The sequence below is a fragment of the Candidatus Spechtbacteria bacterium genome (genome assembly GCA_016188605.1).
Classification (GTDB): domain Bacteria; phylum Patescibacteriota; class Minisyncoccia; order Spechtbacterales; family JACPHP01; genus JACPHP01.
Genome location: JACPHP010000015.1, coordinates 1 through 17,053, shown reverse-complemented (window position 1 = coordinate 17,053; position 17,053 = coordinate 1). Strand labels below are relative to the sequence as shown.

The following is a 17,053-nucleotide window of genomic DNA, read 5'->3' as shown; positions in this document are numbered from 1 at the left end:
GCTCAAGCCCCAAGCAAGAGCAATCTTGTTTAGGGCTTTTAGTTTTTCACTGTCGTGATAATCTTATGATATCGGTATAATTCAGAGCATATCCGCAATGTTCCAGTATTGTTCATTGTTCATTGCTCATTGGTTGTTGTCATGGAACCTCTCGCATCACAATTACGTCCTAAAACACTGGACGAATTTGTCGGCCAAAATCATCTTGTCGGATTAGATAAGCCGCTTCGTGTTGCTATTGAAAAAAAGCATTTGTTTTCGTTTGTGTTTTGGGGACCGCCTGGGGTAGGGAAAACTACTTTGGCAAAAATATACGCGCAAAGCGTAAATGCTCATATATATGAACTCTCCGCTGTGTCGGCGGGAAAAGATGACATCCGCAAAGTTTTGGCGGACGAAGCAAACGAAGGCCAGCCGAAGGTTTTGTTTCTTGATGAAATTCACCGTTTTAGTAAATCCCAGCAGGATTTTTTATTGCCATACGTTGAGCGTGGCGAAATTACACTAATCGGCGCTACTACGGAGAATCCTAGCTTTGAAGTTATCCCCGCGCTTCTGTCGCGTTGCCGCGTGTTTGTATTGAATGAATTTACGCCAGATGAGATGGCTATTATTGTAGACAGAACTGGCTTTAAGATTGACGCAGAAGCAAAAGACTGGCTTATTGCCATGGCAAACGGTGACGCTCGGCAGGCGATTACCATGATGGAAAATACCAATCGTCTGTACAAAAAAATTACCGTAGACACGTTAAAAAATACACTGCAATCAAAATTTTTGCGCTACGACAAACAGGGCGAAGAGCATTACAACACCATCAGCGCGTTTATTAAAAGCATGCGTGCGAGCCAGCCGGACGCCGCGTTGTATTATTTAGCTCGCATGGTTGACGCGGGCGAAGATCCGCTATTTATCGCGCGGCGCATGGTAATTTTTGCCAGTGAGGATATTGGTCTAGCGCATCCCACAGCGCTCGTGGTTGCCAACGCGGTTTTTCGCGCCGTTGAAACAATCGGCCTGCCGGAATGCGCTATCAACCTAGCTCATGGAGTAACATATCTTTGCGAGTGCAAAAAAGATCGTAGCTCTTACAATGGCTTGATGGCGGCGACAGAGGACGTGAAAAAGCACGGCAATCTGCCCGTTCCGCTTGAAATTCGCAACGCCCCAACTAAACTGATGAAAGAATTGGACTACGGTAAGGGATATGAGAAGTATACTAAGGAAAGTTTCTTGCCGGATAAATTGAAAGGGAAGAAATATTTAGCGCCATCGCCCGATTAAATAATTTGAGTTATTATAGAATCAATGTTTACCGTCATCCTCGTCATTCTCGGCCTCGTAGTTTTTGAGGTCGTAAATAGTGTTGATAACGCGATTGTCAACGCGCATGTGCTAAAAACCATGAGCCAGCGCGCGCGACAGTGGTTTTTGATATGGGGAATCTTCATTGCTGTTGTCGTGGTGCGAGGATTATTACCTCTTGTTATCGTATGGCTTACTGCTCCAGGCACAACTCTTTGGGGCGCGCTGCAGGCAATGATGGGCAGTAACGAAGCCGCGCGTCAAGCAATTGATGCCAGCGCGTACATTCTCTTGATGGGCGGAGGAATGTTTATGCTCCTACTATATCTGCACTGGCTATTTCTTGAAAAGAAAGATCCGTACTTTGTGCCAGACAAACTCATTAAGCCGCACATGGGAATTTGGTTTTTTGCTTTTGCCGCGCTTTTGCTGGTGGGTATATTGTACATGTCTCGCGAAAATCCTTTTGCCATGATCGCGGCCGCCACCGGAAATGCCGTATTCTTCATTCTTTATGGATTTCGCGAAGTTGCGGAGCGCGAAGAAGCGACAATGGAAAAAGCAGGACGTAGCGATTTTGCTAAAATTATGTTTTTAGAAGTGCTGGATGCGTCATTTAGCATTGATGGTGTAATAGGAGCATTTGCCTTTACGACGAACGTACTATTTATTCTCATCGGAAATGGAATCGGAGCTTTCGTTGTGCGAGATCTTACCTTGCGCGGAATTGAAAAAGTTGGGCGCTATAAATGGTTGAAAAACGGTGCTATGACATCAATAGGGTTCCTGGGCATTACTATGCTTTTGCGAGCATTTGGCGTGCATATTGCGGAGTGGATACCTACTCTCGTAACGATAGGCGTGGTAGGGATTGCGTTCTGGGCTTCACATAGATACTGGAAAAAGAATGGGACCTCCGCGACGATTTAAGAATATGTATAGAAAGGACAACAAAAAAGAATTTTACACAACAAAAGCCCAGGAGGAGGGCTTTGTTGCTCGATCGATCTATAAGCTGAAAGAGATTGATAAAAAGTACGAGATTTTCCATAAAGGCGATAGAGTGATAGATTTTGGCGCAACGCCCGGGTCGTGGATGCAGTATATTTCAGAGAAGGTTGGTTCTAGGGGATTGGTATGGGGAATTGATATTACTGATTTGAAGGCGGAGGTTGGCACCAATATGAAATTTGAGAAATTAGATATTTTGACATTGGGCGCCGAGCATTTTGGTGAAGAGAAGTTTAATGTTGTGGTTTCTGATATGGCTCCTTTAACATCTGGTATTCATTCTCGCGATACAGGGATCTCCTACGAACTTTCGTCCAAGGCGCTTGAAATTGCAACCGGCGTGCTCATTCCGGGTGGCCATTTCGTCACTAAGATATTTGAGGGAGAATACACTCGTGATTTTCAACAGCAAGCAAAGCAGTATTTCTCTCTTGTTAAGCCTTATCGTCCGGAAGCGGTTAAAAGGGATAGTAGAGAGGAGTATATAGTTTGTAAAAATTTTAATCCAAATGGTGTCACGAAATAAGAATCAATTTGAACAAGAAATAGCATGGCTTTTGAATGATAAATATGGCGGTATATCCTTATCTGAAGCAAAAGGGCGTACGCTCGCGGCCATAGAAAAAGATATTGCGCTAATAAAAGCAGGCGAACCGATAGATTATGTTATCGGCTTTTCAAGGTTTTTAGATTGTAAAATCGATTTGTCTAAAAAGCCGCTTATTCCTCGTACGGAAACAGAGTATTGGGTGGAAAAAGCAATCACGGAAATGGAAGTGAGAAAATTGAAGCTTAACTTCAAAAAAATTGAAGTTAAGCTTCAATTGGAATGTCTGGATATTTTTGCCGGCTCTGGTTGCATTGGAGTTGCGTTACTTAAGAACGTAGAGCATGCCCATGTTGATTTTGCCGAAATTGATCGCCGACTCATTGACCAAATAAAGAAAAATTGCGAGATTAACAATATAGCGGAGAGTCGTTACAATGTAATTAAGTCCAATATATTTGCAGAAGTTGTTAGTAAATACGATTATATCTTTGCCAACCCGCCCTACTGCGCAATCAAAAGCATTAAACGAGTCCAAAAATCTGTATTGCAATACGAACCAAAAAGCGCGGTATTTGGCGGCGATGATGGACTAGCATACATAAGGCCATTTATCGCTCAAGCCAAAAATTTTCTAAAACCCGGCGGTAGAATATATTGCGAATTTGATCCAGCTCAGCGCGGAAGCGTAGAAAGGATGGCAAAGCAAGCAGGATACAGCAGTTGCGAATTTTTCACAGATCAGTTTGGAAGGTGGAGGTACTTTGTGATACAATAAAACTAATTAAAAATTAAAAGTCAAAATTGCAGTGCGAATTTTCTTTTAGAAAATTCGCACTGCAAACGTCGCTCGTAGCGATACCATAATTTTGACTTTTGAGATTTGAATTTTTTATTTCTATGTCCAAATCTTCTTTGGCAATCGCCGTTGTTATAGTTACAATCGCAGTCGGTATAGGATATTGGAGTATCTTTGGCAGCCGTATTGATCCCACATCGCTCTATAAGGCGCCTACTTCCGCTCCCAGCATTACTCCGCCAACAATTCCGCCGCCTCCGGCTATACAAATACCTAATCCGTCAATCATCTCTCCTGTTTCAGAATCAGAAGAAGAGATTAACGCTATAGTTTATACTGATTCAGGCTTTTCACCCGAATCTTTTACAGTAAATGTGGGAACGACTGTTGCATTTACCAATAATTCCTCGGTATCCTTCAGGCCATCATCAAATTCGCATCCTACGCATACTGGCTATCCTGGGACAGATGCGGGTAAGTGCGGTACTCCAGATGCAATTAATATATTTGACGCGTGCGAACTCATTGCTCCAGGAAGTTATTGGTTATTCACATTTAATGAAGCAGGCACATGGGGATATCACGACCATCGTAAGCCGGGCAACCTAGGAACGGTTATAGTAACCGAGTAATAATTAATAGATTCTATGCATTTATTTTTTAAAAAAATATTACAGAGTATAGATGTTATTTATCCAGCGCCTGTGATTAGGGCTCATTGCGATATTCCGTGTGGCATCTACACAACCCATCAAGCAGGTATTGCCGCAGAAACAATTGAGAAGATGGTACAAAAATTGACTGATCTTGGTCATCATTCCGTTGATGCCTCTGTCGAGGAAAAACTTATTTGGGAAAACGCGAATGGACGCATGACACAAATAAAGGAAGAATGGGCGCAGATTTGCAAGCAAGAATTGCTGATTTTATGGACTGATTATTTTAAGGAAGAGCATTTGGAGATGTTTCCCGATCTGCATGAGAAGTTTTGGAAAGTGGCAAAGCTTTGCTCGCAGAACAAGCGAGAAGTTAATATAAAAGCGGCGCGAGAATTGCGAGCGGCTGTGGATGAGATAGCAGAGATGTTTAAAAAGGCAGAGGGCGACAAAGCGGTGACGAAAAGACAAGAATGGCTTTAGAATTATGAAGGTTATAAATTGGTTTAGAATTCAGGGCCAAAGCATGGAGCCATACGCGCGCGAGGGAGATTTCGTGTTTGCGCGCGAGTTATTTCCATGGGAGAATTATAGTGTAGGTGATATAGTAATAGCACAGGATCCGCGAGATCGTAGAAACCTCATTCTCAAAAGAATTGCATCCTTTAATAATAGCGAGTACATTATTGAAGGAGATAATGTAGTAGCGAGTACGGATAGTCGAACATTCGGCGCAATAACAAAAGCGAGCATTATAGGCAAGGTTTTTTGGAAAATATAGTAACTCAATTTTCAAGCACCAATTTTCAATTTACAACGTAGAGTTGCGTGGCAACTCCGTAAAGAGGGCGTGGCCCTCCACGGAGGGTTTTACGCCCCACGTTGCTCTACGCAATGAATTTTCAATACCTAAATTTTCAAACCCGTCATTGAAAATTGTAAATTGATTATTGAAAATTAATTTATTACCCATGCATCAGGTAACAATATATTCAACCCCATCGTGCGTATATTGCAAAATGGCAAAAGATTATTTTAAGGAGCACAATATTAGCTATAGCGAAAGAAACGTAGCTGATGACGACGAGGCGCGCCGTGCAATGGTGCAAAAGTCCAACCAGCTTGGAGTCCCCGTGATTGATATTGATGGCACAATTATTGTTGGATTCAATAAGATAAAATTAGCGGAGCTATTAGAAATAAAATAAGTTAATATGCTTCTAGAATTTTATGGGCGCGAATGCCCTCATTGCCACGTAATGGACGTACTAGTAGAGCGTTTAGAAAATGAGACTGGCGTGAAGCTAGAAAAATACGAAGTTTGGCATAATGAGGAAAATGCTGACAAAATGAGCCAGTATGATACGGGTTTGTGCGGCGGTGTGCCCTTTTTCTTCAATACAGAAACAAAAAATTATATTTGCGGAGAAGGATCGTATGGGGAGCTGAAAAAGTGGGCGGGTAAATAATCGATTTGTATATAAAAAGTAAAATTAGCACTCGCTTGACTAGAGTGCTAATTTTGATATACTGGCATTACAATGGACGATAGGCAAACAACAATTCTTCGCTATGTTATTGAAGATTACATCAATTCCGCAATCCCAATTGGGTCGCAGTTTTTGGCGGAGAAATACGGCCTTGGCATAAGCCCCGCAACTATCCGCAAGGAAATGATGGATCTAACTGAAGCAGGATATTTGGAACAGCCGCACACGTCTGCAGGGCGCATTCCCACAGCCAAAGGCTATCATTTTTTTGTCGATGTGGTCATGGAAGATATCCGAGCACGCAATGAGGCATCAGACGAAAACAAAATAGCCAAAAAACTTCAGCAGCTCATTGATGAGGCAGAGCGTGAAGTGATGCCAGAAATAACCGAATATATAGCGGACATGACGCGTAACTTTGTTTTGGGGTGGTCATCTGATCGCGCTTTTTATAGCGATGGCGTTAAATACTTGCTAAACGAGCCTGAATTTAACGATCATCAAACGCTTTGCGAAATGGTGCTTTTCATGGAAGACGCGCAGGATGAAATCCCTCAGCGCCTTGCTCCAACAGAGAAGGTGCGGGTATTTATAGGTAACGAAAATCCAATTTCAAAAGCGCAGGACTTCAGCATGCTGGCGTGCTCCGTATCATTACCCGATAACGCAGAAGGGACGATTGCAATTGTCGGCCCCATGCGCATGCAGTACCGTAAGAATATTGCGGTACTGGACTATTTACAACAATATACCAAAGAGTTATTCATATAATTTATTATGGAAGAAAATAACAAAAATGAAGATAAAAATGCGCAAGATTCGGAGGGTCGGTCCCTCCGCGTAGGGACCGACCCTCCTGAGCCAGATGATGCGACATATATTTTAGAAGAAGACGGACTTGGAGAGAGAGAGGTGCGAGAAAAGTTAAAAAAAACTATTGAGCGGTTGAGGCAAGAGAAAGAGGAATATCTAGACGGTTGGCAGAGAGAGCGCGCGTCATTTTCAAATTTCCGCAAAGATCAAGATAAAAGAATGGGCGAGTTCCGCGAGATGGCGGTAGAGGATGTTATTCACGAGATACTAGCGGTGCTGGATAATATAGTCCTTGCGGAAAAGCATGCATCGGAAGATTTACGGAAATCGCAATGGTTTCAAGGAATTGTTGGGATTGAAAAACAGTTGCGGCAGATTCTTGATAAATATCACGTAGAGGAAATTGACGTAGAAGGAAAAAGTTTTGACCCATCTCTGCACGAAGCAATAACAGAAGAAGAATCAAGCAAAGAAGGCGGTATGATTGTAGAGGAAATACAAAAGGGGTATCGTATTGGCGAGCGTGTAATTCGCCCATCCAAAGTTAAAGTTGCAAAGTAATAAATAATTTTACGTATATGTCAAAAATTCTCGGTATTGATCTTGGCACCACTAATTCCGCAATGGCGGTTGTGGAAGGTGGAGCGCCAAAAATTATTGAAAATAAAGAAGGCGCGCGCACAACGCCGTCTGTTGTCGCTTTTGCAAAAACAGGCGAGCGGCTCGTGGGCGTTACCGCGAAACGACAGGCAGTTACTAACGCGCCGAACACGATCTATTCCGCAAAGCGCCTTATCGGCCGCAACTTTTCTGATCCCGAGGTGCAGTATGACAAAAAACTTTTGCCTTATGACATACGCGAAGGGCAGGGCGGCGGCGTTGAAATAAAATTTGGCGACTCATGGCTAAAGCCAGCGGAGATTTCCGCAATGGTATTGCAGAAGCTGAAGCAAGACGCGGAAGAGCGACTGGGCGAAACAATAACCGACGCTGTCATTACCGTTCCCGCCTATTTTGATGACGCGCAGCGCAAGGCCACAAAGGACGCTGGCACAATCGCGGGGCTTAACGTAAAGCGCATTATTAACGAGCCAACAGCGGCGGCGCTTGCCTATGGCCTTGAAAAGAAAAAAGATGAGCAAATAGTGGTGTACGATTTTGGCGGCGGAACTTTTGACGTGTCCGTGCTTGAAGTGGCGCATGATACAGTTGAAGTAAAATCAACTGGAGGCGACACCCATCTTGGCGGCGATGACTTTGACCAAAAAATTATTGACTGGATTGCCGCGGAGTTTAAGAAAACCGATGGTATAGATTTGTCTAGGGATCGTCTGGCACTTCAGCGATTAAAAGAAGCGGCAGAGCGCGTGAAGCATGAGCTTTCAAGCACCATGGAATCGGAAATTAATATCCCATTTATTACTTCTGACGCGTCTGGTCCACGCCACCTTGCGCTAAAAATGACGCGAGCAATATTAGAAGATCTTGTCAGCGAGTTTATTGAGCGCGCCTCTCGCAAAACCGAACAAGTGGTAAAAGATGCAGGAGTGCAAATGTCGGACATTGATGAAATAGTGCTTGTCGGTGGGCAAACACGCATGCCGGCAATTCAGGAGTCTGTTAAAAAACTTTTTGGCAAAGATCCTCATCTCGGCATTAATCCAGACGAAGTTGTGGCGGTGGGCGCGGCAATTCAGGGCGGTATTATGCAAGGCGATGTAAAAGACGTTCTTCTACTTGATGTAACGCCATTGTCGCTTGGCATTGAAACGATGGGCGCTGTGATGACAAAGCTGATTGAAAAAAATACCACAATTCCAACAGCGAAAACCCAGGTATTTTCTACTGCGTCTGATAATCAGCCATCAGTAGAAATTCATATTTTACAAGGCGAGCGCGAAATGGCGGCAGATAATAAGACTCTCGGTAGATTCATTCTTGATGGCATTCCGCCATCACCGCGAGGCGTGCCGCAAATTGAGGTTACGTTTGACATTGACGCAAATGGTATTTTGAATGTGTCTGCAAAAGATAAAGCAACAGGAAAGCAGCAAACAATTCGCATTGAAGCGTCGTCTGGTCTTTCCAAGGAAGAGATTGAGCGCATGACAAAAGAAGCGGAAGTGCACGCGCAAGAAGATAAAAAGAAGCGCGAGCAGATTGAAATGAAAAATCAGGCGGATACGCTAATTTACGCAACGGAAAAAGCAATGCGCGAGCTTGGCGAGAAAGTTGACGAGGAAACCAAAAAAAATGTGCAGGAAAAAATAGATGCGTTGAAACAAGTCAAAGACGGCGAAGACACAGAAGCAATTAAAAAAGCAATGGAGCAATTGTCGCAAAGCGCGCAAAAAATAGGCGAGATGGCGTATAAGCAGGCGCAAGCGACTGGTCAGACATCTGACCAGTCGGGCGGTGGAACGCCGCCTACCGATGATAATATACATGATGGCGAGCCAAAAACCCAAGAAGGGAAGTTTGAGGAGGGCGATGGCGCGGCTGGACAATAGAATATACTTGTGATAAATAATGTAGAATTAACAAAAAACTCTTTTTTGAAAAAGAGTTTTTTGTTGGAATGAGTGGGCACAGAAGGAGTGGCATAATGCCTGATGTGACAATTCGCTATGATCGTCAAAAGGTTCATCGTGCGGTTCTAGACGAGATGCGCAGTAGACTTCCCAATATAGTTGCCGAGCATCTTTGTATACCAGAAACCGATGGCGCGTTAACACCTGACGATATTGAATTGAATTTCCATGCATATGGGCCGGATGATTTGCACGGAAAATATATTCTTGAGATTATTATAGATGCTAATCTTTATCGCAAACGTTCGGCTAATTTAGACCAACGGACTCAGAGAATTAAGTTAGATATAGCGTTAATTTTAGAGCTAGTAGAAACTAAGTTAATGTCTTGGTTTGTACAAGGATACAGCATTAAGGATGACCAATGGTTTGTCTGGGTTAGACTAAGTAAAGCGTCATTTCGTTAAATTGTACTAAGCATATTGCCCCGCCACGGTGGGGCTTTTCATTTGCCAATATTTATTGGCAGAGCTATAAACTAAATTAAATAGCCAGTTCGTTTACAACTCAGCGAAGGGAGATGCGGCCGTGACGAGGTTTAATCCTAGTGCCGTGCTTGCGGAGATGGAAAAGCTCCGCCGTCCAAACGGAGCATTCATAGCGGCACCCTCTACCGACTATTACGCAATGTGGCTACGCGATATGATGTGGTGCGCTTACGCATACTGGTATCTTGGAGAGTACGAAAAATGCCGCGAAGGAATATGGATTGTTTTTGATATATTCAAGCAAGATAAGAAGAGATTGGTTTTGAGAACAACCTCGCCAATAGATATTTTAGAGGCCGCTATTCACGCGAAGCGCCACCCAGACACTTTTGAACGCATTACGCCTGACGACGGCTGGGGGCATCATCAGCTGGATGTTTATGGGCTTTTTTTGCACATAGTAGCTGATCTAGATTTTAAGAATCTTAGGATTATTAGAGATACAGACGATTTGGCAGTAATTCAAGATTTAATTTTTTATCTTCGCAGCGTTGAGTATTGGCAAAAGCCAGACTTTGGTATGTGGGAAGAATGCAAGATTCGCCACTGTTCATCTATTGGCTCCGTTGTAGATGGCCTAAGCTATATTCAGCGGCGGCGGCTTGCAATTATTGCAGATCCCCTTATTCAGTTTGGGTACAATGCAATGCACGAAATTTTTCCTTTTGAGTCACGAGATATATGCGGAAGACCGCATCACAACCACGACTGTGATGCCGCGCAATTATTTTTAATTTGGCCATTTCGCGTCGTTATAAGGCCAGAAGATCAGGACGAACTTCTTGAGCGTGTTATTAATGGCCACACGTCGGAAAATGGCGACAAACACCGCCTTCTTCAGCTACAAGGCTTCAATAGATATTGGGGAGACGATTATTATCGTTCAACCGAAGGGAAGTTTATTGGAGTTTCAGCGATGTGGCCAATGTTTTTCTTTTTAGTGTCGATTATATATTCTCAACGTCACGAATCTGAAAAGGCGCGGCATTGGTTTGAAGGGGGGTGCAAGCATATTGTTGACGGCAAAGTACCCGAGGCCTATAAGAACGGCGTACCCAATGAACACATGCCGCTTGCATGGGGCAATGCTATGGCAATTATTGCCTTCACTAAACTTCCGCCTGATGTTCAAATCGATCTTAGCAGTGATATTCGTATGGAACCAAAGGACGATGCTGAGGTAAAATAAAGGGTATTAACCCTAAAGTCGTGTAATTTTTAGTAAAAAGTTGTCTGATGAAGACAACTTTTTTAATTTCAAAACTAAACCCGTAAAGTCCAGCGGGGATATTAAATCACCTTTACGGGATATCGTATATTAAATACCATATCCCTGTGGATAACTTTTCTTATTTAGCATCTTGTGATGTGGTATAATATTTTTAGATCTTTTTCTCGCAGGTTGGTTAATGTTTGCGTAGAAAAAAGACATAGGTCGATTTACAAATAAATCCCTATATATTCTATTTTAGTAAAAAACTATGGAAAAAATGTCAATTTTAGATTGGGCAGCGTTTGTTTTAGTTGTTGTCGGAGGCCTTAATTGGGCTCTTTATGGACTTATGGGCGTGGATCTTGTCGCAATTTTGTTGGGCGTGTCAGTACTCGCGCAGGCTGTGTACGGATTAATAGGACTTTCGGCGCTTTATATGCTTGTAACTGGTTTGATGAGAGAGTTGAAATAGCTTTCTTGGATTGAAATATAAAGTGTCAGCAGTCCCGGTCGTGTCGGGACTGCTTTTTAAGATTACCATGAAAATTTTAGTTCTTGGTTTTTAGATAATATTTTATGCCACACGAAATTTTTAATCAAAAATTTGGGCAAAAAACACAGCTGTTACTAGCAATGACGCAGGGTGTGAGTAGTTACGCACATTGGGTGTGTTGACTAATTTATTATTTTGGTTTATAAGTAAATATTTTTACTTCCAAAAAGGAGGAATTGTGATTATTCGTTTTTGGTACGATAGCCACCAGACAGGGGGAGTATTCCACGCGGACTACTACCAAGATAAGGAGGAGGATTATAGAAGCGGCCCGTTCCTGCAACAGGAGAGTGATGACTGTATTCAGTTTCTCGCGCTTGTCGTGGGCGCGCTTAATGTGAAGCGCGAGCCTGCTCAAGATTTTTACGGGGAAGATTTTCCCGCAGGCGAACGGGAAGCGCTCGTCCTGATATTTGCTGTTTATAATAGGCATGTTTTCTGTTGGGGGGAAGAAAAGTTGAGCTCATCCGTGGGGCGCCGCCGAGCGTTCCGCTGAACGTGGAGTATCTCGGCAGACAACGAGGCCTGCCAACGCAAGTTGGCAGGCCTTTTATATACGGGGTGTTGACCCCGTTAGAGATTCATGCATCAAATGGTATGAAGCGTTGAATCTGGTTGATTATTATTTTTATCCTCAACCAATTTTTCACTTTTATCTCTAACGGGGTTGACAACGTACCCGTATTTTTCTAGTATGAAAAATTAGCACTCCGACTGTTAGAGTGCTAAAATTAAGATGTATCTATTATTAGTAATTAATTTTATTTTATGGCAAAGAAAGTTTCCAAACCCGTGGCAGAAAAAGGCGACGTTAAGGTTAGCGTCCAGCCTTTGCGCGATCATGTGCTTATCGAGCCACTGAAGCAAGAGGAAAAAACTGCTTCCGGGCTTTATATTCCCTCCACAGCGGAAAAAGAGCGTCCGGAGCAAGGCAGGGTTGTGGCAGTCGGACTCGGGCGTTTTGATGACGGCGAGCGCGTTCCCATGGAGGTAAAGAAAGGGGACAAAGTATTGTTCTCAAAATACGGCCCAACCGAAATCAAGGTCAACGGAAAAGAATATTTGGTGGCGCGAGAAGAAGATATATTAGCTATTATTGGATAAATAGTTATAACGCGTTATCTCAAAACGCAAATCTCAAATCGTAAATCTACAACTCTCAGCCAAAGGCTGATCCCCGCCAAAGGCGGGCAGGTGCCTCTGGCGGAAAATCATCTCGCAAAACTTTTAAAAGATTTTACATTTAAGATTCAGATTTGAGATTTGCCATTTAAGATTTAAGATTTATTTATTATGTCAAAACAAATTTTATTTGATGAGCAAGCGCGTCGCGCGCTCTTGCGAGGAGTAAACAAGCTTGCGGACGCGGTGCGCATCACTGTTGGTCCAAAAGGACGCAATGTGCTTTTGGATAAAGGTTTTGGCGCGCCAAGCGTAACGAACGATGGCGTTTCTATCGCAAAAGAAATTGAGCTTAAAGATAAAGTAGAAAACATGGGCGCGGAATTAGTAAAGCAGGTAGCAAATCGTACAAATGACGTGGCAGGAGACGGCACCACTACAGCAACTATTTTAACTCAGGCAATTATCAACGAGGGAATGAAAAACGTTGCGGCTGGCGCGAATCCCTTGGCAATAAAGCGGGGAATTGACGCGGGTGTGGAGTTTGCGGTTAAGGAATTAGCCAAAATGGCGGACAAAGTTTCGGGTCATCGCGAGGAAATTGTGAATGTCGCGACAATTTCCGCGGAAGACCGTGAAATGGGTGAGCTTATCGCTAGTGCTATTGATAAAGTAGGTAAGGACGGCGTTGTAACTGTAGAGGAGTCACAAACATTCGGCTTCTCGCAGGAAATTGTGGAAGGCATGCAGTTTGACCGCGGATATATTTCACAATATATGATTACAAACACCGAGCGTATGGAGTCGGCGTTCAACAATCCGTACATTCTTATCACTGACCGTAAAATTTCCGCTATGAGCGATATTTTGCCGCTCTTGGAAAAACTCGTGCAAACGGGCAAAAAGGAGCTCGTGATTATCGCGGAAGATGTTGATGGCGAAGCGCTTGCCACACTCGTAGTAAACAAATTGCGCGGCACATTTCATACTTTGGCGATTAAAGCGCCTGGATTTGGCGACCGCCGCAAAGAAATGCTCGAAGATATCGCGGCAGTTGTTGGCGGTGAAGTGATTTCCGAAGAGCGCGGCCTTAAGTTGGAAGCCGCGGACTTAACAATGCTTGGCGAGGCGCGCCGCGTTGTTTCCACCAAAGAGAATACGGTTATTGTCGGTGGCAAGGGTACGGCAGAGGCGATTAACAAGCGCGTGCGCCAGATAAAATCACAGATTGAAAAAAGCACTTCGGAATTTGACAAAGAAAAATTGTCGGAGCGCGCGGCAAAGCTTTCCGGCGGTGTCGCGGTGCTTCGCGTGGGCGCCGCAACTGAAGTGGAGCAAAAACAAAAACAGCAAAAAATAGAGGACGCGCTAGCGGCAACTCGCGCGGCAATTGAGGAGGGTATCGTGCCCGGAGGCGGTGTCGCGCTTTTGCGCATTTCTTCAGCCCTTGAAATTTTTAAATTGAAAGACGTAGAGGAAATGGTGGGTGTTGATATCTTGCGTCGCGCGCTTGAATCGCCGATGCGCAACATCGCAAGTAACGCTGGTGTTGATGGCGCGGTCGTGGTATCGGAGGTGAAAAAGACTAAAGGCACAAACGGTTTTAATGCCGCGAATATGAAATATGAGGATTTGCGCGCGGCAGGTGTTATAGATCCGGCGAAAGTTACTCGCAGCGCCTTGCAGAACGCGGCCTCCGCCGCGGGAATGCTGCTTACAACCTCGTGCGTGGTAGCAGAAGAACCGGAAGAAAAGAAGCCGGCCATGGGCGGCGGCATGCCAGGCGGAATGGGGATGGGGTCGGAAAGCGAATATATGTAGCTTTCTGACGGGCGCAAAAGCGCCCAGGGTAGTCATCGTCAGCAACAGTTTTTTGATCGAACCCGCTTTAGCGGGGAGAAATATATTGTTGCTGACGTGACGGAACCTTTTCCTATATGGATTACTAAATAGTGAGCAATAAGCAACGAACAGTGAACACTCTATGCGAAAACCCCGCCCAAGCGGGGTTTTCGCATAGAGCATCTGTGGTAAGGTATTTCATTATATGCTATGATTAAAGTAAATAATTAACGTTAGGACTTACGCGCTTGGATGCAGTTCTAGGAGCGGACGCGTACCTGAGTAAGCCGTATATAGAAATACGGTGTCGAGGAACGCATTCCGCGACAACGAAATGCGCCAAGCGCGTAAGTCCTAGACACATTCTATGAACACAATTTTGTTTTTAGTAGTTTTTGTAGCGCTTCTTGCCAGCGGATTTTTTAATATTATTCCTTGGCAGTACAATATTCCGGCAATCGGTGTCGCGGCTGTGGTGTGGGTAATAATGATGTTTAATGGGTTGGTTACGTTGCGAAACCGCGTGAAAGAAGCTTGGGCGGACATTGATGTTCAGCTCAAGCGTCGCTACGACCTCATTCCAAATCTTTTGGAAACAGTGAAAGGATACGCCGCGCATGAAAAAGGAGTATTTGAAGCGGTAACAGAAGCGCGTACCAAAGCAATGCAGGCAGGCGACCCGCATGCGAAACAAGAAGCGGAAAATATGCTTTCAGGCACTCTTAAAACTTTATTCGCGGTATCAGAAAACTATCCGCAATTACAAGCATCTGCGAATTTTCTCGAGCTTCAGCGCGAGCTTCGCGATACTGAAGACAAAATTCAAGCGGCACGCAGATTCTATAACGGCAATGTTCGTGAAATGAACACGCAAACCGAATCGTTTCCAACAAACATTATTGCAGGTCTTCTTGGATTCAAGCACGAGGAGCTATTTGAGCTTACGGATGAGGCAGAGCGCGCGGTGCCGCAGGTGAAGTTCTAGCATGGCGACTCTTTATACACAAAAAGATTCTAATATTCATAAAACGTGGTTGCTCATCACGGTATTTTTCGTATTAATAATCGCGATCGGATGGTTTTTGAGCCAGTACTTTGGTAGTCCCGTCATTTTGTTGATCGCGGTTGTATTGAGCATAGTGACAAGCACCGGGAGTTATTGGTGGTCGGATAAGCTCGTGCTTGCCATGACCCACGCCAAACCAATCGCAAAGGGACAAGCGCCGGAACCATATCGCATCGTGGAGAATCTTTGCATTACTGCTGGTTTGCCCACGCCAAAGATTTATATTTTGGAAGAACGCGCGCTGAATGCCTTTGCCACAGGCCGCGATCCAGAACACGCGGTGGTTGCCGTTACCCGCGGACTTTTGGAAAGCATGGAACGAGCGGAGCTGGAAGGCGTGCTTGCGCATGAGCTTTCGCACATAGGCAACCGCGATATGCTTGTATCTACCGTTATGGTGGTGCTCGCGGGCATTATCACCATAGTCGTTGATATGATTTTTCGCTCTATGTGGTTGGGTGGCGGTATGGGCGGGCATAACGACGATCGGCGTGGGAGTAGCGGCGCGATTATGATGGTTATAGGCGTGGTGGTCTTGATACTGGCACCCATTTTGGCAACGATCATGCGCCTCGCGGTTTCGCGCGAGCGGGAATTTCTTGCCGATGCCTCTGGTTCGCTTCTCACGCGTTACCCCGAGGGGCTCGCCCGCGCGCTTGAAAAAATTGCGGCAAGCCCCGAGCGTTTAAGGGTCGCAAGCGACGCCACCGCGCACCTTTATTTTGAAAACCCTTTTAAGGCAGATTCGACCCTTTCGATAAAATCAAGGCAAGCAAGCTCACGGCAAGCCGATGCGATGGGTTCGGCAGGCTCACCACAAGTAGGCGCGCAGCAAGTCAGCTGGATGGCGAAACTTTTCATGACCCATCCGCCAGTGGAAGAGCGTATAAAACGGTTGCGTGGGGTGCGGTAAATAATTTTTATGGAATTACAAGTTGGTGTTAAAATTTTATTACGCAATCCCCTTGGTCATTATCTTTTAGTCAAAAGATCTGCCGATCTTTACCCTGAAGTCGGCGCAAAATGGGATATTGTGGGTGGGCGTATTGTGCCAGGATTTACGCTAAAAGAAAATTTGCAAAGAGAGATCAAGGAAGAAATAGGACTTGATTATGAAGGCGAGCCAAGGCTGTTAGGTGCGCAGGATATATTGCGTATTCAAGATAAACATGTTGTGCGCTTAACGTATGTTGGCGAAATAAAAGGCGAGCCTGTAGTGGACGGTAAGGAGAATACTGAAGCTCGTTGGTTTACTCGTGAAGAAATACAACATTTAGAACCATTAGATATATATTTTCAGGAACTGACCAAAAGAATTTAACCGCACGCAACGTCTTTATACAAGTAGTGTGTTTGAGAATTAGGACATTAGGTCATTGTTTGAAAATTGTAAATTGATAATTGAAAATTAAAGCTGGAGAGGTCGCATAGGATTAAAGCAAACTGCTTTGCTTTAATCGGGAATTTTAGGTTTGCCTGTTACGATAGCAATCGGAACGTGCAAACCGTTAAGAAATTCCCCGTCACCTTGGCGTTTGCGCACTTGGAAGAATCAAG

At 44.3% G+C, this 17,053-nt stretch carries 21 protein-coding genes; all 21 read left to right on the top strand.

The window, feature by feature from the left end; all coding sequences use genetic code 11:
* Window positions 1-141: 141 nt before the first annotated feature.
* The 21 genes from HYV65_03105 (at window position 142) to HYV65_03005 (ending at window position 16,817) form a co-directional block, all read left to right on the top strand.
* On the top strand, window positions 142-1,284 hold the full coding sequence (locus HYV65_03105; protein ID MBI2463195.1) for a replication-associated recombination protein A: 1,143 nt from the start codon (window positions 142-144) through the stop codon (window positions 1,282-1,284).
* A gap of 24 nt (window positions 1,285-1,308) precedes the next feature.
* Window positions 1,309-2,235 carry a DUF475 domain-containing protein gene (locus tag HYV65_03100; protein MBI2463194.1) on the top strand — a complete coding sequence of 309 codons (927 nt, stop codon included), beginning with the start codon at window positions 1,309-1,311 and terminating at the stop codon, window positions 2,233-2,235.
* A 4-nt stretch (window positions 2,236-2,239) separates the two neighbouring features.
* Window positions 2,240-2,842 carry an RlmE family RNA methyltransferase gene (locus tag HYV65_03095; protein MBI2463193.1) on the top strand — a complete coding sequence of 201 codons (603 nt, stop codon included), beginning with the start codon at window positions 2,240-2,242 and terminating at the stop codon, window positions 2,840-2,842.
* Window positions 2,826-3,641: a HemK family protein methyltransferase gene (locus tag HYV65_03090; protein MBI2463192.1), complete on the top strand. Its 816-nt coding sequence runs from the start codon at window positions 2,826-2,828 to the stop codon at window positions 3,639-3,641. Before HYV65_03095 ends, HYV65_03090 begins: the two co-directional genes overlap by 17 nt.
* A 122-nt stretch (window positions 3,642-3,763) precedes the next feature.
* The gene (locus HYV65_03085) at window positions 3,764-4,294 is read left to right on the top strand and encodes a hypothetical protein (GenBank protein ID MBI2463191.1); all 531 of its coding nucleotides are present in this window, start codon (window positions 3,764-3,766) and stop codon (window positions 4,292-4,294) included.
* A 15-nt stretch (window positions 4,295-4,309) separates the two neighbouring features.
* Window positions 4,310-4,801 (top strand): superoxide dismutase, Ni, encoded by a 492-nt coding sequence (gene sodN, locus HYV65_03080; GenBank protein ID MBI2463190.1) that lies wholly within the window; start codon window positions 4,310-4,312, stop codon window positions 4,799-4,801.
* Between the two features lie 4 nt (window positions 4,802-4,805).
* On the top strand, window positions 4,806-5,099 hold the full coding sequence (gene sodX / locus HYV65_03075; GenBank protein ID MBI2463189.1) for a nickel-type superoxide dismutase maturation protease: 294 nt from the start codon (window positions 4,806-4,808) through the stop codon (window positions 5,097-5,099).
* A 190-nt stretch (window positions 5,100-5,289) separates the two neighbouring features.
* On the top strand, window positions 5,290-5,526 hold the full coding sequence (locus HYV65_03070) for a glutaredoxin family protein (protein MBI2463188.1): 237 nt from the start codon (window positions 5,290-5,292) through the stop codon (window positions 5,524-5,526).
* Between the two features lie 6 nt (window positions 5,527-5,532).
* Window positions 5,533-5,787 (top strand): hypothetical protein, encoded by a 255-nt coding sequence (locus tag HYV65_03065; GenBank protein MBI2463187.1) that lies wholly within the window; start codon window positions 5,533-5,535, stop codon window positions 5,785-5,787.
* 72 nt (window positions 5,788-5,859) lie between these two features.
* Complete coding sequence (locus HYV65_03060) at window positions 5,860-6,579, top strand: hypothetical protein (protein ID MBI2463186.1); 720 nt, start codon at window positions 5,860-5,862, stop codon at window positions 6,577-6,579.
* Window positions 6,580-6,585: 6 nt separating this feature from the next.
* Window positions 6,586-7,182 carry a nucleotide exchange factor GrpE gene (locus HYV65_03055; GenBank protein MBI2463185.1) on the top strand — a complete coding sequence of 199 codons (597 nt, stop codon included), beginning with the start codon at window positions 6,586-6,588 and terminating at the stop codon, window positions 7,180-7,182.
* A 17-nt stretch (window positions 7,183-7,199) separates the two neighbouring features.
* On the top strand, window positions 7,200-9,131 hold the full coding sequence (gene dnaK / locus HYV65_03050; GenBank protein ID MBI2463184.1) for a molecular chaperone DnaK: 1,932 nt from the start codon (window positions 7,200-7,202) through the stop codon (window positions 9,129-9,131).
* Window positions 9,132-9,226: 95 nt separating this feature from the next.
* On the top strand, window positions 9,227-9,619 hold the full coding sequence (locus tag HYV65_03045) for a hypothetical protein (GenBank protein ID MBI2463183.1): 393 nt from the start codon (window positions 9,227-9,229) through the stop codon (window positions 9,617-9,619).
* 121 nt (window positions 9,620-9,740) lie between these two features.
* Window positions 9,741-10,889, top strand: a complete 1,149-nt coding sequence (locus HYV65_03040; protein MBI2463182.1) for a hypothetical protein — start codon at window positions 9,741-9,743, stop codon at window positions 10,887-10,889.
* 292 nt (window positions 10,890-11,181) lie between these two features.
* The gene (locus HYV65_03035; GenBank protein MBI2463181.1) at window positions 11,182-11,385 is read left to right on the top strand and encodes a DUF378 domain-containing protein; all 204 of its coding nucleotides are present in this window, start codon (window positions 11,182-11,184) and stop codon (window positions 11,383-11,385) included.
* A gap of 259 nt (window positions 11,386-11,644) precedes the next feature.
* Window positions 11,645-11,962, top strand: coding sequence for a hypothetical protein (locus HYV65_03030; GenBank protein ID MBI2463180.1), 318 nt, complete (start codon window positions 11,645-11,647; stop codon window positions 11,960-11,962).
* A 272-nt stretch (window positions 11,963-12,234) separates the two neighbouring features.
* Window positions 12,235-12,570, top strand: a complete 336-nt coding sequence (locus HYV65_03025; protein ID MBI2463179.1) for a co-chaperone GroES — start codon at window positions 12,235-12,237, stop codon at window positions 12,568-12,570.
* Window positions 12,571-12,759: 189 nt separating this feature from the next.
* Window positions 12,760-14,409, top strand: a complete 1,650-nt coding sequence (groL, locus tag HYV65_03020; GenBank protein ID MBI2463178.1) for a chaperonin GroEL — start codon at window positions 12,760-12,762, stop codon at window positions 14,407-14,409.
* Between the two features lie 388 nt (window positions 14,410-14,797).
* Window positions 14,798-15,415, top strand: coding sequence for a LemA family protein (locus HYV65_03015; protein MBI2463177.1), 618 nt, complete (start codon window positions 14,798-14,800; stop codon window positions 15,413-15,415).
* Window position 15,416: 1 nt separating this feature from the next.
* Complete coding sequence (locus HYV65_03010) at window positions 15,417-16,409, top strand: M48 family metallopeptidase (protein MBI2463176.1); 993 nt, start codon at window positions 15,417-15,419, stop codon at window positions 16,407-16,409.
* A gap of 9 nt (window positions 16,410-16,418) precedes the next feature.
* Complete coding sequence (locus HYV65_03005; protein ID MBI2463175.1) at window positions 16,419-16,817, top strand: NUDIX hydrolase; 399 nt, start codon at window positions 16,419-16,421, stop codon at window positions 16,815-16,817.
* Window positions 16,818-17,053 lie beyond the last annotated feature (236 nt).